This window comes from Halomonas sp. BMC6, from assembly GCF_964204995.1.
Lineage (GTDB): Bacteria > Pseudomonadota > Gammaproteobacteria > Pseudomonadales > Halomonadaceae > Vreelandella.
In genome coordinates this window covers 3,901,857-3,925,722 of the sequence record NZ_CAXNSH010000001.1, presented here as the reverse complement: position 1 = coordinate 3,925,722, position 23,866 = coordinate 3,901,857, and the positions used below count along the sequence as shown (strand labels likewise).

Here is a 23,866-nt window from a genome sequence, read left to right as displayed (position 1 = left end):
TAGCCATGTTTAAAGGGCTTGAAAAACAGACACGCCGCGTTAACGGCGTCGATACTGCCTATCGGATGGGCACCCGCAGCGCGGGCATGGCACCGTTCGCCCCGGAAGCGCTGGCGGAGTACGAGCGCTGCCTTGCGGGCACTATATCGCCGAAGAGATTCCTGACCTGCTGCTAGAGGAGTCGCTGCCGTTCTTGCTGGAGCCGCAATAAGCGATTCACGCGACTGCCCAAGACGAAGCGGGCAAAAAACTGGATAATGGCCGCCATTCGCCTGATGCGTTGGCGCTCAGGCACACTCATTACTCTGGACGCCCGCTTATGGAAATCAAAGTTAACTATCTCGACAACCTCCGCCTGGAGTCCAAGTTCGACGATTTTACGGTCATCTCCGACCAGCCGATTCGCTACAAGGGCGACGGCTCGGCCCCTGGCCCGTTTGACTACTTCCTGGCGTCGTCGGCTATGTGTGCCGCCTACTTCGTCAAGGTGTACTGCAACGCGCGCAATATTCCCACCGAGAACATTCGCCTGTCGCAAAACAACATCGTCGACCCGGAAAACCGCTACAAGCAGATCTTCAAGATTCAGGTAGAGCTGCCGGAAGATATCTCGGAAAAGGATCGCGAAGGCATCCTGCGCTCCATCGACCGCTGCACGGTGAAGAAGGTTGTTCAGACCGGCCCCGAGTTCCAGATTGAAGTGGTCGAGAACATCGACGAGGACGCCCAAGCGCTGCTGATGGGCGCGCCGGAGGGGAGCAGCACCTACATCGAAGGCAAAGATCTGCCGCTGGAGCAGACCATTGCCAATATGAGCGGCATTTTGGCCGACCTCGGTATGAAGATTGAGATCGCCTCCTGGCGCAATATCGTGCCTCACGTTTGGTCGCTGCATATTCGCGATGCGGCGTCCCCCATGTGCTTTACCAACGGCAAAGGCGCGACCAAAGAGAGTGCGCTTTGTTCGGCGCTGGGCGAGTTTATCGAACGCCTGAGCTGCAACTTTTTCTATAACGACCAGTTTTTGGGTGAAGAGATTGCCAACAGTGAATTTGTTCACTACCCCAATGAGAAGTGGTTCAAGCCGGGCCCGAACGACGAGCTGCCCGCCGAAATTCTCGACGAGCACTGCCTGGCGATTTACAACCCTGAAGGCGAGCTGGGTGGCTCGAACCTGATCGATACCAACTCGGGTCGTGAAGACCGGGGCATCGTTTCGCTGCCCTTTGTGCGCCAAAGCGATGGCGAAACGGTCTACTTCCCCTCTAACCTGATCGAAAACCTGTTCCTCAGCAACGGCATGAGCGCGGGCAATACCCTGGTGGAAGCTCAGGTGCAGTGCCTTTCAGAAATTTTCGAGCGGGCGGTGAAGCGGGAGATTCTCGAACAGGAGCTGACCCTGCCCGACGTACCCCAAGAAGTGTTGGCCAAGTACCCGAACATTGTAGAGGGCATTAATGCCCTGGAAGCCCAAGGCTTCCCGGTGCTGGTGAAGGATGCCTCCATGGGCGGGCAGTTCCCGGTGATGTGCGTGACGCTGATGAACCCGCGTACCGGCGGCGTGTTTGCCTCCTTCGGTGCTCACCCAAGCTTTGAAGTAGCGCTGGAGCGCAGCTTGACCGAGCTGCTCCAAGGCCGCAGCTTCGAAGGCCTGAACGACCTGCCGCTGCCAACTTTCAACTCGCAGACTGTCTCTGAGCCGAACAACTTCGTCGAGCACTTCATCGACTCGGTAGGCGTAGTCTCCTGGCGCTTCTTCAGCGCCAAGCCCGACTTCGAGTTCAGCGAGTGGGACTTCTCCGGCAGCAACGAGGAAGAAGCCGAGACCCTGTTCGGTATTTTCGAAGAGCTGGGCGCGGAAGTGTACATGGCAGTGCACGAAGACCTGGGCGCGCCGGTATGCCGCATTCTGGTACCTGGCTACTCCGAGGTGTACCCCATCGAAGACCTGATTTGGGACAACACCAACAAGGCGCTGGACTACCGCGAAGATATTCTCAATCTGCATCGCCTGGATGACGAGCAGCTCACCGATCTCGTCGAGCGCTTGGAAGAGAGCCAGATGGACGACCACGCCGATATCATCACGCTGATTGGTATCGAGTTCGACGAGAACACCGTGTGGGGCCAGCTAACCATTCTGGAGCTGAAACTGCTGGTTTACCTGGCACTTGGCCGCCATGAAGAGGCGCTGGACTGCGTGCAGATGTTCCTCCAGTACAACGACAACACCGTTGAGCGCGGGCTGTTCTATCAGGCGGTCAACGCGGTGCTGGAAATTGCCCTGGACGACGAATTGGAGCTGGACGACTACCTCCCCAACTTCCAGCGCATGTTTGGCGAAGCGACTATGGAGGCGGTCGTGGGTTCAGTAGACGGCAGCGTGCGCTTCCACGGCCTCAAGCCCACCAATATGCAGTTAGAGGGCTTGGATCGCCACCAGCGCCTGATCGAAAGCTACAAGAAGCTTCACGCAGCGCGAGCGGCTAAAGCGGGGATTGCGCGCATGTAACCTGTAGAGGCGATTGGGGTTGACGAGGCATTAAGTACTCCGTAAGCTAGAAATTATCCACGCCTTAGGCAGTAAGCTTTCCCACATATCTCGGGATAAGCCGACCCCTAGGGCGTTTTTTGTTTGAAGCAGGAAAAGGCCCGCACCGTTTTTATGTGGTGCACTCTGGCGCAGTGAGTGCAATCAACTGCACCGCTGCGCCAAATTTAATTACATGCTTGGCTTGGTACAACACTCTTCGCGCAATTCAGCCAAAGAACCAGTAGCACACCAGAATGGCGGTGGTGATGCCTGCTATATCGGCGACCAGGGCGCATCCCAACCCATGGCGAATGCGGGTGATGCCTACGGCACCGAAGTAAACCGCCAGCACGTAAAACGTGGTTTCGGTGCTGCCTTGGAAGGTGGCTGCCAGTAGCCCAGGGAAGCTATCGACACCAAAGGTGTTCATGGTTTCGATCATCATGGCACGGGAGCCACTGCCGGAGAGGGGCTTCACAAAGGCGGTGGGCAGCGCATCCACAAAGCGGGTGTCCCAGCCGATGCCTTCAACCAGCCAGCGGATACCGCCAAGCCCGGCATCCAGCACGCCGCTGGCGCGTAGCACACCCACCGCGACTAGCATGGCAATCAGGAAGGGCAGCAGGGTGATGGTAAAGCTCATGCCCTCTTTAGCCCCTTCGATAAAGGCGTCGTACACCTTCACTCCGCGCAGCGCGCCAACCACCAGAAACATCATCACAATGCTAAACAGGGTCAGATTGCCCACCAGGGTTGAGGCCGCCGCCAGCGCCTGAGCGGACATCCCCGCCAAGGTAGTGATCAATAGCCCTAACGCTAACGCAGCCGCCACTAAATAGGCCAACACTACAGGGTGCCAGAGCTTTAAACGCTGCATCACCGCTACCGCCAACAGCCCAGCCAGGCTAGAGGCGCTTGTCGCTAACAAGATTGGTAAAAAGACCAGCGTCGGGTCGGTGGCTCCTTGCTGGGCTCGGTACATAAAAATAGTGACGGGCAGCAGGGTGAGCGACGAGGTATTGAGTACCAGAAATAGAATTTGCGCGTTGCTGGCAGTCTCACTGCTGGGATTAAGACTTTGCAGCGAATGCATCGCTTTGATACCGATTGGCGTGGCGGCGTTATCCAGGCCGAGAATGTTCGCCGCGAAGTTCATGCTGATTAGCCCCATGGCCGGGTGGCCACGGGGCACTTCTGGCATCAAGCGGCTAAACAACGGGTCGAGTACCCGCCCCAGCAGTCGTATTAATCCCGCCTTTTCGGCAATGGAAAGAAACCCCAGCCACAGCGTCATGGTGCCCAGCAGCACCAAGATAATATCGACGCTCACTTTCGCCATATCGAACAGTGACTGCACCAAGCGGGCAAACACGTCGCTGTCGCCACCCACCAGCCACTGCCAGAGCGATGCCGCAAAGGCGGCAATAAAGAAGCTTAACCAGATTCCGTTGAGCATGGCGGGTGGGCGTCCTTGGTCATAAAAGAGGGTATGCGCTTGCTGCGTATCCTAACCAAGGAGCGCCCGTGCGTGCTAACCCGAAAGCGAAAGAAAGAACAGTATCAGCGGCGGGGAGAGCAGCGAGAGGATAAAGCCGCTCACCACGGCAATGGGCACACAGGCCACGCCGCCGTGTTGTTGAATGACGGGCAGGGTGAAATCCATGGAGGTCGCCCCGCCGTAGCCAATCGCCAGCGCGGTGTGGCGGTGAATGACCAGCGGGATCAGGATGAACGCCAGCAGCTCGCGGGTGAGGTCGTTGAAGAACGCCACACCACCCATCAGCGGGCCAAGCTGGTCGCCAATCAGGATGGCGGACAGCGAGTACCAGCCGAAGCCTGAGGCCATGGCCAGGCCCTCGTTCCAGCTCAGCGAAAGCAGCGGGGCGGCCACTAAGCCCGCTAGCAGCGAGCTAACGGCCAGCGTGGCTGCAATGGCGAGCCCCAAGCGGTTGAGCAAAATTTGCTTCAGCGGCATACCGGAGTTGCGTAGCTGGCAGCCAATCAACACCAGCAGCAGGTACAGCACCCACTCGGCTAGCCAGTCAGCGGTGGTGAACAGCGCCTCGCCAACCATTGGCCCAAGCAGCAGCCCCATGGTGACGCCCGCCGCCACCACGCCCACCAGCAGCAGTGAGCCCTGCATGGCGGCCAGCTTGCTGGTAGGCGCATCTTTCACTACCGGCGAGCCGCCAGCGCTGAGTCGCACTCGCCGAGAAAGCCACCATAATGCGGCTAAGTTAAACAGCGTGGTGATGCTAAACAACAGTAGCGCATTGCCACCCAAGCGGGAGAGCTGGCTGCCCAAATTCTCAAGCCCGGCGAGGCTCACGCCCATCAACAGCAGAATCAGGTACACCGAGCCGCTAACGGCTCGGTTAATCAGATTCAGCAAGTGGGTCGAACGGACACGTACCAAGTAGCCCAAAAATAGCGGCAATAAAACGATCAATAGGCCAGAAAGCATTTAGGGAGCGTTACCCCCGGCGGGGTTGAATTGGGTCATGGTGAGCGTCGTTTGTCTGCGTCCCTCTTTCTCATACGTGGCAGAGAGGATGAGTCCCGGCCATTCGGGATGAAAATTGATCAGCAGGTGACGATCAGGCTTCTCGGCATCGATCAGCGTGACCTGTTTGGCCTCGAACTCACCGGCAGGCACGCGGGCTGTGGTGGGCGCATTCACATAGTACTGAAAGTTTTCGTCCCGCCCGCGATGGTCCACGAAGCTGATATCGCAGGGGCTGCTTTCTGTGCAGCCCTCGGTGCCTGCCCGGCGGGAGAGGTCGAAAAGCGCGGCCTGACGGTCGATGGAGCTAATATCACCCTCGTTGAGCTGATAGCTGTCACCCACCCCGAAGAGCGAATAGCTGCTGTTGTAGAGCAGTGAATGAGTGCTGTCGTCGTCAATCGAAAAGCGGCTGCGCTCCTGGCCGCGGGCCACCGCAATGGAGAAGCTCATATCGCTCAACCAGTGCGAGCTCTCGTTGGTGAGCGTGTGCGTGATGGTCGCGCCGGGCCAGCCGCGAATCTCTAGCCGGTACTGCGCCTCGAACGGTTGTGGAGACACCAATGACGCGCCATCATCGGCAAGCGCAGCGGTGCTTGTCATCAGCAGGGCACTCAAAGCAGCGCCAATCAAGCCGCGTTGCGCGGCACGAGCGAGTGTGTGATGCAAAGGCCCTTCCTCCATCCAGTCTGTTGTCCTAAGAGCCTTTAGCGAGCGCTTGGTTCCTTGGGCGAGTATAGCGAGCGCAGGGGGAGCCGTCAGTAGCCCATTGCCGGGTTCACGGTGGCCAGTGGCTCCCCTGCATCGAAAGCATGCAGGTACGAGATCACCTGATCGATGGCGTCGTTCAACGGCGTGGGCGCCGCCATATGGGGTGTGACGAGGACCTTGGGGTGTTGCCATAACGGGTGGTCAGCGGGCAGGGGCTCTTCATGGAAGACATCCAACAGCGCGCCGCGCAGATGACCTGAATGCTCGTCCGAACCCAACGCGTTCAGCAGCGCCTGCTCATCGATCAAGCTACCGCGCCCAGGATTGATGACACTTGCCCCTTTGGGCAGTTGGGCCAGCCGCTGGGCGTCGAGAATGTGCCGAGTCGCTGCCGTGTCAGGCAGGATCGTCACCACGCTTTGCACTTGGCTCAACAGCTCGTTCAACCCGTCATCGCCGTGTAGGCAACGCACGCCGCTGATCTTTTTAGGCGTGCGGCTCCAGCCCAAGACGGGAAAGCCCGCCTGTTGAAGAGCGCTGGCGACATAGCTGCCGATGGCTCCTAGCCCCAATACGCCCACTGGCCAGCTCGCTTTATCGGGCACGGCATGGGGCTGCCACCGAGCAGTGGGCTGCTGCGCGGCGTAGCGATCCATGCTGCGGTAGAAGTGCAGCACGCCATAGAGCACGTAATCGGCCATGAGCTCGCTCATACCCGCGTCGCGCAATTTCACGATGGGCACGTCTTTGGGCAGCCCGGGGGTCTTGAGCAGATGATCGACGCCTGCGCCTAGATTGATAATGCCTTTTAGCTGGGTTTGTTCCTGCAAAAGGTGCGCTGGCGCTTTCCATACGGCCAGGTAGTCGGCGTTGATGCGCTCGCTAGCAGGCGCGTCGCTGGTGAGAACGGTCGCCTGAGGCAGCGCTTCGGCAATGGCGTGTTGCCACTGTTCTGCGTCGTCGATATGCACCACGATTTTCATACCATCTCCTGATCATCTGCCCAATGCCGTTGCCCACTATCATGGGTGAGAGCGATAGGCGTGCGCAACCCGCGCTATGCCTGACGCTGACCTCGTAAAGGCGCTGTTAACATTCGAATGAAGGGGGCGTTAACGGCATATGAAATTTTTGTCATAAAGGTTTTGACCGGCAACCAAGGGTGGGTGCTAGTATCGGCTTAAGACGACATTGGCGGGCCAACAGCGGCGGTGGCCAGGTCGATCCTGTGGCCCAGCGCGGCAAGCCACTTTGGCTTGTGCTGGTTCTTAGTGATCTTTGATGGCGAGTTGCCCGATGACTGAGGTTTCCCTGCCTTTCACTCGTGAAGAGTATGCGAACCGCCTGTGGAAGGTGCGTACTGAAATGGCCGTTCGCGGCATCGATGTACTGATCGTCAGCGACCCTTCCAACATGGCGTGGCTGACCGGCTACGATGGCTGGTCATTTTACGTTCACCAGTGCGTATTGGTGGGGCTGGAAGGCGAGCCGGTATGGTTTGGTCGTCGTATGGATGCCAACGGCGCGTTGCGTACTTGCTGGATTCATCCCGACAACATCACCTACTACCCGGATTACTACGTCCAGAACCCCGATATGCACCCGATGGAGTATCTGGCGCAATCGATCATGCCTGATCGGGGCTGGCATACCGGCGTGGTGGGCATGGAGATGGACAACTACTACTTCTCCGCCAAAGCGTATCAGAGCCTATTGAAAGAGCTGCCCCATGCGCGGTTTATGGATGCTAACGCGCTGGTCAACTGGTGCCGGGCGATCAAGTCGCCCCAAGAAATTGCTTATATGCGGATTGCGGCCAAAATCGTCGAAGGGATGCACTCGCGCATTCTTGAAGTGATCGAACCCGGCCTGCCCAAGAGCAAACTGGTATCAGAAATTTATCGTGTCGGTATCGAAGGGTTTATCGACGAAAACGGCAAAGTATTCGGTGGTGACTACCCGGCCATCGTGCCCATGCTGCCGACCGGAAAAGACGCAGCTGCCCCGCATTTAACCTGGGACGACACGCCGTTTCGTACCGGAGAGGGCACGTTCTTCGAAATTGCTGGCGTGTTTAAACGCTACCACGCCCCTATGTCGCGCACGGTCTTTCTGGGCACACCTCCCACCGACTTCATTCGTGCGGAATCGGCGCTATTGGAAGGGATCGAAAACGGCTTAGCCGTTGCCAAGCCCGGCAACCGCACGGCAGATATCGCCATGGCGCTGGGGGCTGCGATGGATAAATACGGCTTTGACCGTGGCGGTGCCCGCTGTGGTTACCCCATCGGGATCTCCTATCCGCCCGACTGGGGCGAGCGCACCATGAGCCTGCGCCCCTCGGATGAAACCATCCTGCAGCCCGGCATGACGTTTCATTTCATGCCTGGCCTCTGGGTCGATGACTGGGGCCTGGAAATCACCGAAAGCATCCTCATTACCGAAGACGGCTGCGAAACCCTGGCAAACTTCCCCCGCCAGCTGTTCGTTAAATAGCCGCGCACAAGACAAGGGACACACAATGACGCATCAACCGAACCAACTGCGGCCAAGCCCCATTTCCGCCACCGTTGATTTCGACGCCGACGGCGTGCAGCACGGCTTTTTAAAGCTGCCAATCTCCACCGATGAATCGGCTTGGGGCGCGGTGATGATTCCCGTCACGGTAGTCAAGAATGGCGAAGGCCCCACGGCGCTGCTCACCGGCGGCAACCATGGCGATGAGTACGAGGGCATCACCTCGCTGCTGAAGCTCTCCTCAACGCTGAAAGCGGAAGACGTGACCGGTCGCGTGATCATCGTGCCCTGCATGAATACTCCCGCGGTGATGGCGGGCAAACGCACCTCGCCCATGGACAAAGGCAACCTGAACCGTAGCTTCCCTGGCGACCCTAACGGCACGGTGACCTCGCAAATTGCCGACTACTTCACCCGCGTGCTGGTGCCCATGAGCGATGTGGTGCTCGACCTGCACTCCGGCGGCCGCACGCTGGATATCCTGCCGTTTGGTGCGTCTCACGTATTGGACGACAAAAAGCAGCAGCAGGCAGCCTTAGAAGGTGCCAAAGCGTTTGGCGCACCTTACGCCATGGTGATGTTCGAGCTGGATGCCGAAAAGCTATTCGACACCGCCTGCGAGCGCCAGGGCAAAGTGTTTGTGGCCACTGAGTTGGGCGGCGGCGGCACCTCTACGCCGCAAAGCATTGCCATTGCCGAGCGTGGCGTGCGCAACTTCTTAATTCATTACGGCTTGGTAGCCGGTGAAGTGGAGATGCCCAAAGGCGGGCAGATGTACCTTGATATGCCGGATGCCAGTTGCTACGTGCAGAGCCAACACTCCGGCGTGTTGGAGCTGTTAGTGGCGCTGGGGGATGAAGTGAAGAAAGGCCAAACCATCGCCTACGTCTACGACATGACCCGCAGCGGCACGGCTCCGGTGGCCTACCAAGCTGAGCGTGACGGCATTCTCATGGCCCGCCGTGCGCCATCGCTGATCAATATGGGGGACACCCTGGCGGTGATCGCTGATGTTGTCGAACGCCTGGAGGCGTAGCCCCCGGCATGATGAAACTGGACCGTTTTGATCTCAAAATCCTCGATATCCTCTCTAGGGACGGGCGCATCACCAAATCGAAGCTGGCCGAGGCGATTAACCTTTCGGTCAGCCCCTGCTGGGAACGGGTGAAGCGCCTGGAAAAAGCCGGGGTGATTGAAGGGTATACGGCGCGCATCAATGCGGAGGTGTTGGTGCCGCGCAACCCTGTGTGGGTACAAATTGAGCTCAAACAGCACAACGCCGAAAGCTTTGCTCGTTTTGAAGCCTTGGTGATGCAAACCCCCGAGGTGACCGAGTGCGTGGCCGTTGGTGGCGGCGTCGATTATCTCGTGAAGTTCGAAGCTCGCACCATTGATAGCTACCAGCGCTTGATGGATAAGTGGCTGGTATCGGAGGCGGGCATTGAGCGCTACTTTACGTATATCGTGACGAAGACCGTAAAGCATGCGCCTATTGGTATTGAAACGGATACAAACGCTGCGCTATAGCGGATTATCCATATGTAAGGTAGACCGCTTAGGCAGATGAGAGGATTCGTCGCTAAGTTGCTGACTTAATCGAACACGGTTGCGGCCTTGTCGCTTCGCTTCATATAAGGCTGCATCCGCTGACTTGATCAACTGGCCTAGTTCTGTATCTGTACCCAGTGTGCCTATATAAACGCCAATGCTAATAGTCACTTTTTTCTCCTGGGTAGGCTGATGAGGGATGGCCAGTTCTACGACCTTGGAGCGAATGTTCTCTGCAAAGGCGAGTACATGGCTCGTCTGGGTGCTTTGATCTGATCGGACTATTAAAAACTCTTCGCCCCCAAAACGACATACCACATCGTCCGATCGACAGGCGCTACGAATAGCATTAGCAACGTCGCGCAGGCAGTTATCTCCCTCTGAATGTCCGTAAAAATCGTTAAAGGCTTTAAAGTGATCTACATCGATAATAATGGCGGCAATGCAGTGTTGCGCGTTGGGATGCTGCTGTAAATCATCCGCGTAGCGAGCCAAGCCTCGGCGATTGGTCAGACCCGTCAATGGGTCAATATGAGAAATCCTTTCGAGTTCTGCATTGCGGGCTGCCAGCTCTTCGCGAAGCTGCTCCACGCTGACGTTTTCTAAATAGAGCCGCAAAGATTCAGCAGAAAAGCGGTAATTGGCAATCAAGGTGAGCACCAACACAGGAGCGCCCAGCGATAAATGATTAATGACGTAAAAGCTTGTTGCGCCAGATAAAAACCAAATAGACGAGTAAAGACAAGCGAATACGAAAAGCGAGCTATAGAGACTCTGTTCGAAAGGCGGTGTTAAAACGATGGTCAGTACCATAAGAAAGACAAGGCCCGCATAAAAATAGCTGAGCACTCGCTCATTCTCAGAGCCAAGTAAAATGGCACACCAAACGACGGCTGATAAGGTGATGACAAGGACAGCTGCTAGCTCTTTACGGCGAATCGAAACAGGGCGTTTGTAGTAGGCAAAGAGAAAAAATGTCACTGGAAGCATGACCAGACCGCGAAGCAGCACCGAGCGCAGAGCAATATCTGGCAGCAGATAGATATCTACCAACGTGTAGGAGAAATAGAAGATAGCGAGAAGCGTGGTCAGCAGCCGCAACGTCTTGATCCGCTCATCATGGCGGTCAATGTCGTACTTCTCGCGTACCGTCATCGCGCCCATGCGCGTTGACAATTGTTGATAGTAAGTGGGTCGGTACACAACATGATCTCCCGGCCTATAGGGCTACTTCAGCTTAACCGGGAATCAATAGAAAAGGGCAAGTAAAAGGCGGCTGCCACAATTTTTCGTAGTTTAAAGGCATTGCAGAGACCGCTATGACTGCGGGCATGCGTCATCACCAAAAAAAAACGTTATAAATGGCCTCGCCACAAAAAATGTGGCTGAAATCAGCTGCGCTTTCAAAAACACTTCAAGGCGGTTCTCCCTTACGCTAAGTACATCAATTCAGCGCGGCCATTGGGCCGCTGTGATAACCCTTTTGATGTGCACGGTGTGTCGCCCTTAATGGGCCTCATCGTACTGGCTGCAACCTGGGGAGGTTCCCATGACCACACTATCGACCACGCTCGTGAAACGCCTGGAAGACCCGCGCTTGTTCCGGCAGTACGCCTACGTGAACGGCAAGTGGACCCACGGTGAAGGCGGCCGCGAAGAGGCTGTCTTTGATCCCGCCACCAACGAAGCCATTGGCCATATTCCGTTGCTGGAGGCGAATCAAATCACTGCGGCGGTGGATGCGGCGGAAGCAGCGTTTGTTCACTGGCGGGCACTGCGCGCCGACGAGCGCTGTGAACGCCTGCTGGCCTGGTACGACCTGATTCAAGCCAACCGCGAAGACCTAGCGACCATCATGACCCTGGAGCAGGGCAAACCGCTGCCCGATGCCCGTGGCGAGGTGGAGTATGGCGCAAGCTTTGTGCGCTGGTTCGCGGAAGAGGGCAAGCGCACCTACGGCGAGACCATCCCGAGCCATATTCCCAATGCATCGCTCGGCACCATTAAAGAGCCGGTGGGCATTGCCGCGATGATTACGCCTTGGAACTTCCCGCTGGCGATGATCACCCGTAAAGCCGCTGCCGCGCTGGCTGCAGGTTGCCCGGTGATTGTAAAACCCGCCAACGAAACGCCATTCTCGGCGCTGGCGCTGGCAGAACTCGCTGAGCGAGCGGGCATTCCCGAAGGTATCTTCAACGTGGTGCTGGGCGAGCCTGCGGAAGTCTCCAAGATTTTGTGCAGCGAACCGCGTATTCGTGCGCTCTCGTTTACTGGCTCCACCCGCGTTGGCCGCCTGCTCATCGAGCAGAGCGCGAACACCGTGAAGCGTCTTTCGCTAGAGCTGGGTGGTAACGCGCCGTTTATCGTCGGGCCGGATATGGACCCGAAAGAAGCCGCCTTCGCGGCGGTAGCGGCAAAGTTTCAAACGGCAGGGCAAGACTGCCTGGCCGCTAACCGGATTCTGGTACACGAATCGATTCACGATGAGTTCGTGGCCCAGTTCACCGAGCGTATGGCCGCCCTTACCGTGGGCAATGGCCTGCATGGCGAAGTCGATCTTGGCCCGCTCATTCACCGCCAAGCGGTCGAAAAAGCAGCCGCGATTGTGGACGACGCGATCTCCCAAGGCGCTACGATGGTGGCGGGCGACCAAAGCCAAGCGCCGGGCGACAACTTCTTTATGCCCGTGCTGCTGACCGGTGTGACACCGCAAATGAAAGTATGGCGGGAAGAGAACTTTGCCCCCGTGGCCGGCATTACCGCTTATAGTAGCGACGACGAAGTGATCGAGATGGCCAACGACACCGAATACGGCTTGGCCGCGTACATCTACACCCACGATATTCGTCGTATTTGGAAGCTGATGCGCGCACTGGAGTACGGCATGGTGAGCGTCAATTCCGTGAAGATGACCGGCCCGCCCGTGCCCTTCGGCGGCGTCAAACAGTCTGGCCTTGGCCGTGAAGGTGGCGCTACAGGTATCGATGAGTACCTGGAAACGAAGTACTACTGCCTTGGGGCGCTGGGTTCCGTATCGGGTAGTTAAAAAAGAGAGCAGATACTCAAGGATCAAGAGAGGCTGGTTAGGTGCTAAGCGAACCGTCTTTTTCAGGGATGAAAAAGCCGAGCGCCCAGGGAGGGGGTTACAGCATGTTCGTGTGTACCTAACCAGCCGGAAGCCTTCATTATTTAAATAACCTCCCCACTGTTTGGGGAGGTTTATCGTACAGAGAGAACGTTATGAGCTTGCATCAGGATCTGATCGAACGCGACCGCAAAGTCACCTTCCACGCCTCTACCCATCTGCGCGACTTCGCCCATGGCGATTTGCCTGGCCGAGTCATCACCGGCGGTAAAGGCATTCATATCGTGGATAAAGATGGCCGCGAGTTCATCGACGGTTTTGCAGGTCTTTACTGTGTGAACATCGGCTATGGCCGCACCGAAGTAGCAGAAGCGATTTATAAGCAGGCGCTGGAGCTCTCCTACTACCACACCTACGTAGGCCACTCCAACGAGCCGCAAATCGAGCTGTCCGAGCGCGTGCTGAAAATCGCAGGCCTCAACATGTCCAAGGTCTACTACGGCATGTCCGGCTCTGACGCCAACGAAACCCAGCTCAAAATCGTGCGTTACTACAACAACGTATTGGGTCGCCCGCAGAAGAAAAAAGTCATCTCGCGTATGCGCGGTTACCACGGCTCTGGCATCGCGTCTGGCTCACTCACTGGCCTGAAAGCGTTCCACGACCACTTCGATCTGCCGATTGACACCATTCGTCATACCGAAGCGCCGCACTACTACCTGCGCGCCGCCGAGCAGCACGGCATGACCGAGCGTGAATTCTCTGCCTACTGTGCGGATAAGCTCGAAGCGATGATTCTGGAAGAGGGCCCGGATACCGTGGCCGCCTTTATCGGTGAGCCGGTACTCGGCACCGGTGGTATCGTGCCGCCGCCGGAAGGCTACTGGGAAGCGATTCAGCCGGTACTGGATAAGTACGACGTACTGCTGATTGCCGACGAAGTGGTGTGTGGCTTTGGCCGTACCGGCTCCGACTTCGGTAGCCACCACTACAACATGAAGCCTGACCTGATCACTATCGCCAAAGGCCTGACCAGCGCCTACCAGCCGCTGTCGGGCGTGATTGTCGGCGATAAAGTGTGGAAAGTGCTAGAGCAGGGCACCGGTGAGTTCGGTCCCATCGGCCACGGCTGGACCTACTCAGGCCACGCTCTTGGCTGTGCGGCAGGCCTCGCCAACCTGGATATCATCGAGCGTGAAAATCTGGTGGGTAACGCGGCGGAAACCGGCGCTTACTTCCAGCAGCAGCTGAAAGCGACGTTTGAAGGCCACCCGCTGCTGGGTGATGTGCGCGGCGTTGGCCTGATGGCGGCGCTGGAGTTCTCCCCGGATGCGAAACAGCGTCTGCATTTCGACCCTGCGTTGAAAGTGGGCCCGCGTGTTGCCGCGGCGGCCATGGAAGAGAACCTGATTGCCCGCGCCATGCCCCAAGGCGACATTCTTGGCTTTGCTCCGCCGCTGACCATCAACCGTGGCGAAGTAGACGACATGATCGGCCGCGCCAAACGTGCCATCGACCGCGTGACCGATGAGCTCGTGCGCTCTGGCGATCTGAAAACGGGCCAACAAGAAGCGGCCTTCACGATCTAACGCCAGCGATCACCCGATTGGCGAAACACACACTGCCCGCTTGCTGCGGGCAGTGTCGTGTTAGCGCATCATCAGAAGCGGTAGTTGACGCCGAGACGAATATCGCGACCCGGCTCTGCCAGCCCCACGATGCCCTCATAACCGGGGATGTGCTCGAAGTCGGCGTTGCTAGCATGGTCCAGGTACTGTTTATCCAGCAGGTTATTGACGGTCAGCGTGACGGCGAGGTCGTCGCTTTGGGTGGGTAGCCAGCGAACGTAGGCATCGTGCACGCCATATCCCGGTTTACCGATGGTGCCTACCGAGGTATCCAGCGCGTCGATCCCCTCGACGAACTGGCCCCGCCAGCCTACCTGCCAAGCGCGGTTGACGTGGTAATCCACCTGCGCCGTCCACGTATCGCCCACCGTGTTACCAATACCGTTGTACTCATAGACGGTGAGCGGCTGGCCATTCAGTTCGATGTCATTGTGATGGAAACTGAGCCCGGCGGAGAGTGACGCCCACTGGTAATTCGCACTGAGCACATAACCGTTGGACTCTAGATCTCCCACGTTTTGGTAACGCGTGGGGCGACCCAGCGGGTCGGCAATGACGTCGTCGATAGTAGAGCGGTACAGCTCCGCGCTGAACTGCCAGGGGCCTTGCTCGAAGCGCGCTGCGAGTTCGCTGTTGCGAGCGTGTTCACCGCGTAAGTCCGGCGCATTGGTTGCTCCCTCTAACTTGAACGCGTCGTGCGCTTTGGGGCCCCGGAACGCGCGAGCATGAGCGGCACTCAGGGTGATCTGGTCAGTTACCATCCTCTGGGCGTCGATATTGGGGCTAATGTCATCCTCGCGGTAGGAGAGGCCGCTGTTATCGGTTAGGCGGTAGCGGTCATAGCGGGCGCCTAGCCCCAATTGAACGTCATCGGTGAGCTGTAGGGCGTTTTGCAAGAAGACGCCAGCGATGTCGCCACTTTCACGCTCCTGGGTAGGGTTATCGGCATAGCCCGCCGTGACCTCGTCGTCACGATAATCAAGGCCGTAAGTGAGTCGATGGCTACCTACCCGGCTGGTGTTGGCGATGGTCAGCCCGGTGGAAGCGGATTCACCAAAGTAGCGTCCCCAGCGGTCGGCAACGTTTTGCTCCACATCGGCGGTGGTGTGGTACAGCGTGGCCTCCAGGTCGAGCCGCTGTTGGCCTTGCGGGCGCAGCCGATAGTTGAGCGTGCTGGTTTGGCGCTCGGCGTCCAGTGTGTAGAGGCGGTTGAAACCGCTCACGATCCACTGCGGGCGTTGGGCGCGTTCGCCCTCGTCCTGACGAATCTCGTGACTGAGCGTAAAACGCTGGGCGCCAAAGTCCCCTAGCAGTTTCACTTGCCCCAACTGTTGATTGGCCTCGGTACCGGCCTGTTCGCTGCCGTTGCCATCTTCATAACGCTGCTGGTCGCGTTCGACGAGCGTGCCCATGGCGCTCCACTGGTCGTTGACGCGTCCAAATAGCGTGGTACTGACACGGTAACTCTCTGGGTTGGTGCCCGCGCCCGCTGACAATAGCCCGCCTAATCGCTCGCCGTCGCGTAACAGGTCATCCGGGTCTTTGGTGACGAAGCGGACGCTACCGCCTAGGGCACCTGGGCCGTCGGTAGCTCGACCAGCACCCGTGGTGACTTCGACACGCTTGAGTAGAGCTGGGTCGACGCCAATACGTCCCGTATGGTGAAACAGGCTGCCGCTTTGCGCCGCGCCATCAATGGTGACGTTTAGCAGCGGGTCTTCGACGCTACGCACGTAAAGCTTCTGTGCAATACCGAGCGCCCCCCCCACGCTGATTTGCGGGTCTTGGTCAAATAGATCGCCTAGGTCGTCGGCTTGGTAACGCTCCAGCGTGTCGGCGTCTACCACGCTATCCCTGTGGTGAAGCGCTTCCGCCACGACGTGGACGGTGTTTAGCGTTGGCGACGACTGAGCAAAGGCCGCGCTGCTCATCAGCGCAGCGATCGTCAGGCCGAGGGGGTGACGTAGAAAACGAGCGGTTGACGGCATGATAACGAGGAGGCTCCCAATGTTTTTCTATTTGATTATTATTCTCGTTTGAGAGAGTGTCGTTGGCTACCGTTTTTACAACTGTTACAACTGGCGGCGGGAGGAGAAGGCAACGTGCGGCTGGGCAGCGTTCTTTGGCAGCGTGATGACGTGTTCCAAACCGCCGTCGGGATGGTTACGCGTACTGATACCCCCCTGCACTGCCTGGATATGACGCAGTGCCAGCGCTAGTCCCAGCCCGGTACCCTCTGGGCGCGATTGACGCGCCTCCGCCGTGCGGTAGAAGGGCGTAAACACGTGTGGAAGCTGCGACGCCTCTACCCCCGGGCCGTTATCGCGTAGCGTTAACTGATAGCTATGTGGCCCGGCGCTTAAGGTGAGTGTCACCGTCGGCGGTTTGGCGACCCCGTGTGGCGCAGATGAATAGTGACAGGCGTTGCGCAAAAGGTTTTCCAACGCCTGGCCCAGCGCTCGCTGGTTGGAGTGCATTAGCAGAGCGCTTTCGGGCAGCGACACGCACCAGCGGTGATCGGGATACTCAAAGCGCACGTCATCCAGCAGAGCATCCAGCAAATCGACCAAATCAAACGTGTCGTTGCCCACCGCCGGTGTCTCGTGGGTGAGCCAGGCCAGCGTCAGCGCGTCGTTGACCAACTGACGCATCTGCTGGCTCTCCTGCTCTAGGCGGACAAGCGATGCCGGTGAGGTAGCGCCCGCTTTCATTTGCTCAATCGCCAAGCTAAGACGGGTCAGCGGCGCACGAATTTCATGGGAAAGGTCGGCCAACAGCTGCCGCTGGGCGGTAATGGTCGCTTGGGTTTTGCTCGCCATGCCATCGAACCGGAGCATCAGTTCGCCTAACTCATCATGCCGGGTCGGTAGGTTTCGGTTGGCATGGGGCTGACCCTCGGCAATGGCCGTCGTGGCATCTTGCAGGTAGCGCAGTGGTCCGCTGATATGTCGATATAGCAGCCAGCCAATAGCGAGTAGCGTCAACAGAGGAATTAGTCCATTGACGAGCCAAATCACGCTCTTGAGATGGCTACCGGGGCGCATACGCTGGGGTAGGGTGATCAAGAAGTGGCGGTGGCCACCTGCGAAGGTAATGTCCATGATGGGGTTGTCGGGAAAATAGAGGTGGATTGGCCATTCGATCAACCGACCCAACCGATACCCCTCCTCGAACTGGGCGGACAGCGTGCCCCCCGCCACCGGTGTCACGCTGGAGGTCACCACCGCTGCCCAGGTGTTCTCTTGCGCTTGCAAAGCCTCTAACCAGGCGGCCAATGCGGCGTCATCGCCCGCGCGGTAAAGCGCTTCGGCCGTGGCTCCCCAGTCGGCCAAGGTGCGCTGATGATGCGGGGCAATCACGCTCATTTGCCGTTCTGCCCATTTTTCGAGTAGCGACGTCGAGATCACCAAGGCAAGGCCGCCGGTCGCTACGATGCCGCACAACTTCCAGAGCAAACGCCGTTTCATTGTAAGCAGTAGCCTTTCCCGTGTTGCGTTTGCAGTCTCAGCGCATCGAAACCGGCGCCGCTGAGCTTGCGACGAATACGGCTCACATGCATGTCCAAACTGCGGTCATACGGGCTGTAATCGCGCTGAAATAAACGATGGTACAGGTACGTTTTACTCAGCGTTTGGCCTCGATGGTGCGCCAGCAGCCACAGTAAACGGAACTGTAGCGGAGTGAGTTCGACGGGCGTTCCTGATACCTTGAGTTCCACCCGGGCAGGGTCGAAAGAGAGGCTATCCACCTGCAAGCAGTGTGTGAGGTTGGCAGACTGCAGCCCCGTGCGGCGCAGCAACGCTTCGATCCGTAGTACCAGCTCCAGTGGGTGAAACGGCTTGGCTAAGTAGTCATCCGCTCCGTGCTGAAGTCCACGAATACGCGCTTCTTCGGCACCGCAGGCACTCAGCATCAACACCGGTAGCGTGGTGTTTTTGCGCAGCGCTGACAGCAGCTCTAAGCCGCTCATGCCGGGCAGCCGAACGTCCAACAGCAGCAGGTGAATGTCGCCCTCTAGCGCGCGTTGAAAGCCGCTGTTGGCATCGAGACAGTGGGTGACACGATACTCCCGCTGGCTAAGTAAATGGGTCAGCTGTTCGCCGAGGATGGGATCATCGTCGATCAATAAAAGATGATGTGGGGCAGACATGAGGAATTGGAAAACGCATTTTGCCAGTGAATGATAATAATGATTGTTTACATTCTTATTGGCAAGTGGAGACGCGAGGCGCGCGACATGAATGGAGGTTTTCGCTCGGCCCGCTACGCTTAACTCCATGGAGCCATCAACGTTGAGAAGGAGCCCGTTATGCAACCGGTACTCGCTTTTGATGTATACGGTACGCTAATCGATACCCTGGGGGTCACCATCGAGCTGGAGCGCCGCCTGAGCGATGCCAGCAAGGCAGGTGAGTTCGCCAAGCGCTGGCGAGAAAAGCAGTTGGAGTACAGCTTCCGGCACAGCCTGATGGGTGCGTATGTGCCTTTTGCCGAGTGCACCCGAGAAGCGCTGGTCTTTACGGACCGCGCGCTACAAACCGGCCTGTCCGATAACGATCGTGACCATTTGATGGCGGTTTATGCTGAGCTGCCCGCTTTCCCCGATGTGGTGCCAGCGCTGGATCGATTACGCGATGCCGGTATTCGCTGCGTGGCGTTCTCGAACGGCACCGAAGAGGCCGTCAATCAGCTACTGACGCGCGCTGAGGTGAAGAGCCATATGGACGCCGTGGTGAGTGTCGATGCCATCAAGCGCTTCAAGCCCGCCCCGGCCGTTTATGCCTATCTCCGTACGCGGCTGGAGACGCGACCGGAAGCAACATGGTTAGTATCCAGTAATCCGTTCGATGTGATTGGGGCCACCCACGCGGGCCTGCGCAGTGCTTGGATACGCCGCCACTCCGATGCACCGTTCGATCCATGGGGGATTGAACCCGATATGACGGTACCCGAGCTTGAAACCTTGGCAGACCGGATGATGCGCTAGGTTGGTATCTCGCGCTACCGGCCCCATAATGGAAGCGAGCCTTACTCTTAACTTGGAAGACGACATGTCGAAAAAAATCTACTGCATCGCGAGCTTCAAACCCAAAGCCGGTAAAGAAGAAGCCGTTTTCAAAGCGCTGCAGACCCTGGAGCCCAATACGCATCGCGAAGATGCCTGTCTGCACTACACGGTGACTCGCCAAATCGATAACCCGTTTGCCCAGGGCACGAGCTACCCGATCGTGTTCCACGAGATTTGGGCCAGTCGCGAAGAGTTCGAAGCCCACTGCCAGCGTAAGGAAATTCAGGACTTCTTCGCCAAGCATGTCGAGTCGCCAGAAGGCGATATCGAAGACGCCAACGTGTGCGTTTACACCGACGAGCCGTGGAATTTCGACGCTCCCAAGGTGTAACTCACGCTCAGCGTGTAGAATAGGCGAATGAAAGAGAGCGACTACGGAGCCAACATGACCGAAAAGAAGATGAACGTCGAAAGCTTTAACCTAGATCACACCAAGGTGAAAGCCCCCTACGTACGTTTGGCCGACATCAAAGAGGGCCAACACGGCGATCGTATCCATAAGTACGACCTGCGGATCTGCCAGCCCAACAAAGAGCACATGGAGATGCCCGCGCTGCACTCCCTAGAGCACTTGATGGCGGAAATGTCGCGCAACCATACCGATAAAGTGGTCGATATCAGCCCGATGGGCTGCCAGACCGGCTTCTACATCGCGTTGATCAACCACGATGATTACGACGACGTGCTGTCGATCATCGAGAAAACCCTTAACGACGTACTCACCGCCACCGAAGTGCCCGCCTGCAACGAAATGCAGTGCGGCTGGGCCGCCAGCCACAGCCTGGAAGGCGCCCAGAAGCTTGCCAAAGGTCTGCTAGACAAGCGCAGTGAGTGGACGGAAGTGTTTGCGTAAGCAGCCTTGCGTCGATTCAGAATGCAAAACGCCCCCTTATGGGGGCGTTTTGGTGTAAGGGTGCACGTCCCTGTGCATGAAAATCGGTCGCTCTAAATATGCGTATCCGCCGCCAACTGCTCGATGGAGTGGGCAACGCTTCTGGCGTCTTGCAGAATCTTGTTCACGATGGCGTCGATTTCGCTGACGCTGGACTGGCTGGCCTTACCTTGTTGAATGACCTGCTGCATGGCTTGCGTGGTGCGTTCGACTAGGCTGCTGTTGTCTTTGAGCACGCGGGTAATTTGGTCGACGGCTTCAGTAGCCCCTTTCGCCAGTTGGCGGACCTCGTTGGCGACTACCGCAAAGCCGCGACCTTGCTCTCCCGCGCGAGCGGCTTCTACGGCAGCGTTCAACGACAGAAGATTGGTTTGGCTAGCGATCTTGGCAATCGACTCCGTGATCGTGTTGATGCTTTGCGACTGCTTATGCAGCGCATCGATCAGTTCTTGCGCCTTTGCCAGGGTTTGGGCAGCCTGCTCGGAGCCTTTCACCATTTCATCCAAGTGGTCCAGGCTATCCTTGGCGGTGCGTTCGATTTGCGAGGTGCTGCTCTGGGCCGAACTGATGGTGCCTGATGTGGCATTGGCTTTTTCGACCAGTGGCGTGATGTCGCTGGCGAACTTGACGACTTCGACGACATTGCCATCAGCATCCGTCACCGGGTTATAGGTTGCTTCCAGCCAGACCGTTTTACCATGGGCATCTACTCGCTCGAACCGCCCTTTATTGAATTCCCCCTTAGCCAAGCGTTGCCAAAAATCCGGCTGTTGACGGTAAAAGTCGGGTCGGCAGAACATCTTATGGTGCTGTCCAATCAGCGTATCTCGACGATACCCCATCACGTTTTCAAAGTTCTGGTTGACGTCCAGTATGTAGCCTTCGGGAGAGAACTCAATCACCGCCATGGAGCGGTGCAGGGCGTGAAGCAAGGCATCTTGATGTCGCGCTTCCTGGTGGCTGCTGGTGACTTCATTGGCAACTTTAAAAATTTCCGTAACTTTGCCAGAGCGCGAGCAAATCGGTAGATAGGTAGCTTCCAGCCATACCTCGTCACCATTCTCTTTGAAACGGCGAAAGCGGCCGTGATGACTTTCACCCCTGGCAAGCTTTTGCCAAAACTGCTGATACTCTGGTCGTTGCGCTTCGGCGGCATCGCAAAAAATGCGGTGGTGCTGCCCCTTAATATCCTGTAACCGACAGTCCATGACGTCCAGAAACGGCTGGCTGGCGTGTTTGATCACTCCCTGCGGTGTAAAGAAGATACAGGCAGTGTGAGTAAGTAGCGCTTGATAAAGAGATGCATTTAAAAAAAGAGTATGCATTGTTGCCTTCTCTATTTTCAGTGTTCCATACAGGAGGAGGCGCAAGGGGAGGCACCTAAGATAAACATGGCATGGTTTTTCTTGGAAAGTTAATTTTTATTAGCCGTGCGCGATGTTTTTTCAAGCCGAGCCTTTATTCACTATAGTCGTTTTAATTAAAGCATAGGTTCATGGGGAATGTGAAAAAATGCAAACTTTATTACTCAAGTGATTGATACTAATAGCCCCCGAAAAAGCAGTGGTTTTTACGGATTGACACTGCTGCTTGTATCGCGTGATAAAGTAAACCTAAGCTCATGATGTGGGCAATGAAGTTTGCGCCACCCGGGTATAACGTGATGCTCAACAAACGCTGGCAACACATCAGTCAATACAAATTATCCCCTGACGTCGATACCGATGCATTGGACAGGCTCATTGCGTCGGTCGCCGATTTTTTTGAGTTCCCCATTGCGCTGGTGTCCGTTCTCGGCCAGAAACAGTGGTTCATCGCCAAGTCGGGGTTGGACGTGGACTTCACGTCGTTAGAGGACGCGTTTTGTCGCCATGTGGTTGCCTTAAGGGCACCGCTGGTCATTGAGGACGCCAGCCAGCATCCTGATTTTCGTGATAACCCGCTCGTGCTAGCCGCTCCGCATATTCGCTTCTATGCGGGTGTTCCGCTGACCGCAGGTGGGCGTGAAGTGGGGGCCGTGTGCTTGATCGACAGCCGTCCTAATACGCTCTCCGACAAAGATTTGCGCTTTTTGGAGTCGCTAAGCTATTTCATAAGCGACTATATCCATCTGATTGATAAACAACGGGCGGGAATCAGCGATGGCGATTTCGCCATGATGATCGAGTCCGCAGACGTAGGCGTTTGGGACTGGGAGATATCCAACGACCACAACGTGTTCAACCAGCGTTGGTGTGAGATGCTGGGTCTGGAGAGCGATGAGGTAGAGAGCCGCTCTAGCTTCTGGAAAAGTTTGATTCATTCCGACGACTTTACGTCGGTCAACAACGCCATTCGGCGGCACTTGGCGCAGGAAGACGAGGTATTGAACGTCGAGTATCGGATGCGTCATGCCGAAGGCCATTGGCTCTGGGTGAACACCTACGGCCGAGTGGTCGCCAACGACAGCGCAGGGCGACCACTGCGTTTAACCTGCGTGACTCGGGATATTTCGGACAAAAAGAGCGCCGAGCTGCGTGAGCGAAAGCAGGTGCAGTTACTCAACTTCATGAACCGCGCCCAGAGCGTTTTTCTTCACGAAAAAGACATCCGCCACTCCTGCGAGCTGATCTTCGACGAGCTATTACATCTCGCAGAGAGCCAGTTTGGGCTGATCGGCCAGGTGCAAGTGCGAAGCGACGGAGAGAAGTCCCTGTTCATCCACGCGCTTTCGAACATCAGCTGGAGCGAGGAGACCAATGAGCAGTACCGTGCCTACCAACGGGGCGAGCTATTTTTCAACAACCTAGACAATCTGTTTGGCCATGTGGTGACCAGTGGCCATGTCGTGTTAGCCAATCGCCCTCGCCAGCATCATGCGTCTCGCGGGACACCCACAGGCCACCCTCCCTTGCTGCGATTTTTGGGTTTACCGATCAAAATTGCCGATGAAACCGTTGGGATGATTGGGCTTGCCAATAAAGAAGAAGATTATACTGAAGAGGATGCGCTGTTTTTACAGCCCCTTTTAGATACATTGGGTGCGCTGTTTTATGCTTTGGACGTCGAAAAGTCACGTCACCATGCAGAACAGCAGTTGCGCTATCTTGCTGAAACGGATGTATTAACGAAATTACCCAATCGGCGTGCTTTTATAGAGCGCACATCGGCGTTTTATTCTCAGCTTAAATTTACTTTTTCTATTGCAGTTATTGATATCGACTATTTTAAATCGATTAACGACCAGTACGGGCATCAGGTCGGTGATGAAGTGCTTCAAGAGGTAGCGTTCCGCTTAAGTCACTCGCTGCGCTCCGATGACTTGGTCGCGCGGCTTGGGGGCGAAGAGTTTGGTATCTGTTTATACGACTTGGCCGCAGAAACTGAGTGCAACACCTGAGC

The 23,866-nt window shown here is 57.0% G+C and carries 20 protein-coding genes; 11 read left to right on the top strand and 9 right to left on the bottom strand.

Annotation, left to right across the window (positions count from 1 at the left end; all coding sequences use genetic code 11):
• Positions 1-5 precede the first annotated feature (5 nt).
• Together AB6K10_RS18860 and AB6K10_RS18855 are read left to right on the top strand one after the other, a co-directional pair.
• Complete coding sequence (locus AB6K10_RS18860; protein WP_339117704.1) at positions 6-176, top strand: hypothetical protein; 171 nt, start codon at positions 6-8, stop codon at positions 174-176.
• 143 nt (positions 177-319) lie between these two features.
• Entirely contained in the window at positions 320-2,512 is a 2,193-nt protein-coding gene (locus AB6K10_RS18855; protein ID WP_339117703.1) for an OsmC domain/YcaO domain-containing protein, read from the top strand.
• A 247-nt stretch (positions 2,513-2,759) separates the two neighbouring features.
• Here AB6K10_RS18855 and AB6K10_RS18850 read toward each other — a convergent pair whose 3' ends face one another.
• The 4 genes from AB6K10_RS18850 to AB6K10_RS18835 form a co-directional block, all read right to left on the bottom strand.
• Positions 2,760-3,989: a nucleoside recognition domain-containing protein gene (locus tag AB6K10_RS18850; RefSeq protein WP_339119576.1), complete on the bottom strand. Its 1,230-nt coding sequence runs from the start codon at positions 3,987-3,989 to the stop codon at positions 2,760-2,762.
• Positions 3,990-4,064: 75 nt separating this feature from the next.
• Positions 4,065-4,997 (bottom strand): lysine exporter LysO family protein, encoded by a 933-nt coding sequence (locus tag AB6K10_RS18845; RefSeq protein ID WP_305946924.1) that lies wholly within the window; start codon positions 4,995-4,997, stop codon positions 4,065-4,067.
• The gene (locus AB6K10_RS18840) at positions 4,998-5,639 is read right to left on the bottom strand and encodes a hypothetical protein (protein ID WP_305947007.1); all 642 of its coding nucleotides are present in this window, start codon (positions 5,637-5,639) and stop codon (positions 4,998-5,000) included.
• Positions 5,640-5,794: 155 nt separating this feature from the next.
• Positions 5,795-6,730 carry a glyoxylate/hydroxypyruvate reductase A gene (locus tag AB6K10_RS18835; RefSeq protein ID WP_159343046.1) on the bottom strand — a complete coding sequence of 312 codons (936 nt, stop codon included), beginning with the start codon at positions 6,728-6,730 and terminating at the stop codon, positions 5,795-5,797.
• A gap of 313 nt (positions 6,731-7,043) precedes the next feature.
• On the opposite strand from AB6K10_RS18835, the gene doeA reads away from it, so the two are divergent.
• Genes doeA through AB6K10_RS18820 form a run of 3 tightly spaced genes read left to right on the top strand, consistent with a single transcriptional unit; the run spans position 7,044 to position 9,791 of the window.
• Entirely contained in the window at positions 7,044-8,243 is a 1,200-nt protein-coding gene (doeA, locus tag AB6K10_RS18830) for an ectoine hydrolase DoeA (RefSeq protein WP_285262963.1), read from the top strand.
• A 25-nt stretch (positions 8,244-8,268) separates the two neighbouring features.
• Entirely contained in the window at positions 8,269-9,300 is a 1,032-nt protein-coding gene (doeB, locus tag AB6K10_RS18825) for a N(2)-acetyl-L-2,4-diaminobutanoate deacetylase DoeB (RefSeq protein WP_159343044.1), read from the top strand.
• An 8-nt stretch (positions 9,301-9,308) separates the two neighbouring features.
• A complete protein-coding gene (locus AB6K10_RS18820) occupies positions 9,309-9,791 on the top strand; it encodes an Lrp/AsnC family transcriptional regulator (RefSeq protein WP_305946922.1) in 483 nt (160 codons plus the stop codon).
• Here AB6K10_RS18820 and AB6K10_RS18815 read toward each other — a convergent pair.
• Positions 9,786-11,015, bottom strand: a complete 1,230-nt coding sequence (locus AB6K10_RS18815; RefSeq protein WP_339119575.1) for a diguanylate cyclase — start codon at positions 11,013-11,015, stop codon at positions 9,786-9,788. The genes AB6K10_RS18820 and AB6K10_RS18815 overlap by 6 nt on opposite strands.
• Before the next feature lie 346 nt (positions 11,016-11,361).
• On the opposite strand from AB6K10_RS18815, the gene AB6K10_RS18810 reads away from it, so the two are divergent.
• Positions 11,362-12,858, top strand: a complete 1,497-nt coding sequence (locus tag AB6K10_RS18810; RefSeq protein WP_339119574.1) for an NAD-dependent succinate-semialdehyde dehydrogenase — start codon at positions 11,362-11,364, stop codon at positions 12,856-12,858.
• Positions 12,859-13,052: 194 nt separating this feature from the next.
• Positions 13,053-14,486 (top strand): aspartate aminotransferase family protein, encoded by a 1,434-nt coding sequence (locus AB6K10_RS18805; protein WP_339119573.1) that lies wholly within the window; start codon positions 13,053-13,055, stop codon positions 14,484-14,486.
• 71 nt (positions 14,487-14,557) lie between these two features.
• On the opposite strand, the gene AB6K10_RS18800 is transcribed toward AB6K10_RS18805, so the two are convergent.
• From AB6K10_RS18800 to AB6K10_RS18790, 3 genes are all read right to left on the bottom strand, one after another.
• The gene (locus tag AB6K10_RS18800; protein WP_339119572.1) at positions 14,558-16,513 is read right to left on the bottom strand and encodes a TonB-dependent receptor; all 1,956 of its coding nucleotides are present in this window, start codon (positions 16,511-16,513) and stop codon (positions 14,558-14,560) included.
• 84 nt (positions 16,514-16,597) lie between these two features.
• The gene (locus tag AB6K10_RS18795) at positions 16,598-17,992 is read right to left on the bottom strand and encodes a histidine kinase sensor domain-containing protein (protein ID WP_339119571.1); all 1,395 of its coding nucleotides are present in this window, start codon (positions 17,990-17,992) and stop codon (positions 16,598-16,600) included.
• On the bottom strand, positions 17,989-18,675 hold the full coding sequence (locus AB6K10_RS18790) for a response regulator transcription factor (RefSeq protein ID WP_339119570.1): 687 nt from the start codon (positions 18,673-18,675) through the stop codon (positions 17,989-17,991). The genes AB6K10_RS18795 and AB6K10_RS18790 overlap by 4 nt, the downstream gene beginning before the upstream one ends.
• Positions 18,676-18,834: 159 nt before the next feature.
• Between AB6K10_RS18790 and AB6K10_RS18785 the strand changes: the two genes are divergently transcribed.
• From AB6K10_RS18785 to AB6K10_RS18775, 3 genes are all read left to right on the top strand, one after another.
• On the top strand, positions 18,835-19,512 hold the full coding sequence (locus AB6K10_RS18785) for a haloacid dehalogenase type II (RefSeq protein WP_339119569.1): 678 nt from the start codon (positions 18,835-18,837) through the stop codon (positions 19,510-19,512).
• Between the two features lie 64 nt (positions 19,513-19,576).
• Entirely contained in the window at positions 19,577-19,924 is a 348-nt protein-coding gene (locus tag AB6K10_RS18780) for a putative quinol monooxygenase (RefSeq protein WP_062360950.1), read from the top strand.
• Between the two features lie 54 nt (positions 19,925-19,978).
• Positions 19,979-20,446 carry an S-ribosylhomocysteine lyase gene (locus AB6K10_RS18775; RefSeq protein ID WP_285262969.1) on the top strand — a complete coding sequence of 156 codons (468 nt, stop codon included), beginning with the start codon at positions 19,979-19,981 and terminating at the stop codon, positions 20,444-20,446.
• 92 nt (positions 20,447-20,538) lie between these two features.
• Here AB6K10_RS18775 and AB6K10_RS18770 read toward each other — a convergent pair whose 3' ends face one another.
• Positions 20,539-21,810: a PAS domain-containing methyl-accepting chemotaxis protein gene (locus tag AB6K10_RS18770; RefSeq protein ID WP_339119568.1), complete on the bottom strand. Its 1,272-nt coding sequence runs from the start codon at positions 21,808-21,810 to the stop codon at positions 20,539-20,541.
• Between the two features lie 308 nt (positions 21,811-22,118).
• On the opposite strand from AB6K10_RS18770, the gene AB6K10_RS18765 reads away from it, so the two are divergent.
• Positions 22,119-23,864, top strand: coding sequence for a diguanylate cyclase (locus tag AB6K10_RS18765; RefSeq protein WP_339119567.1), 1,746 nt, complete (start codon positions 22,119-22,121; stop codon positions 23,862-23,864).
• Positions 23,865-23,866: the final 2 nt, after the last annotated feature.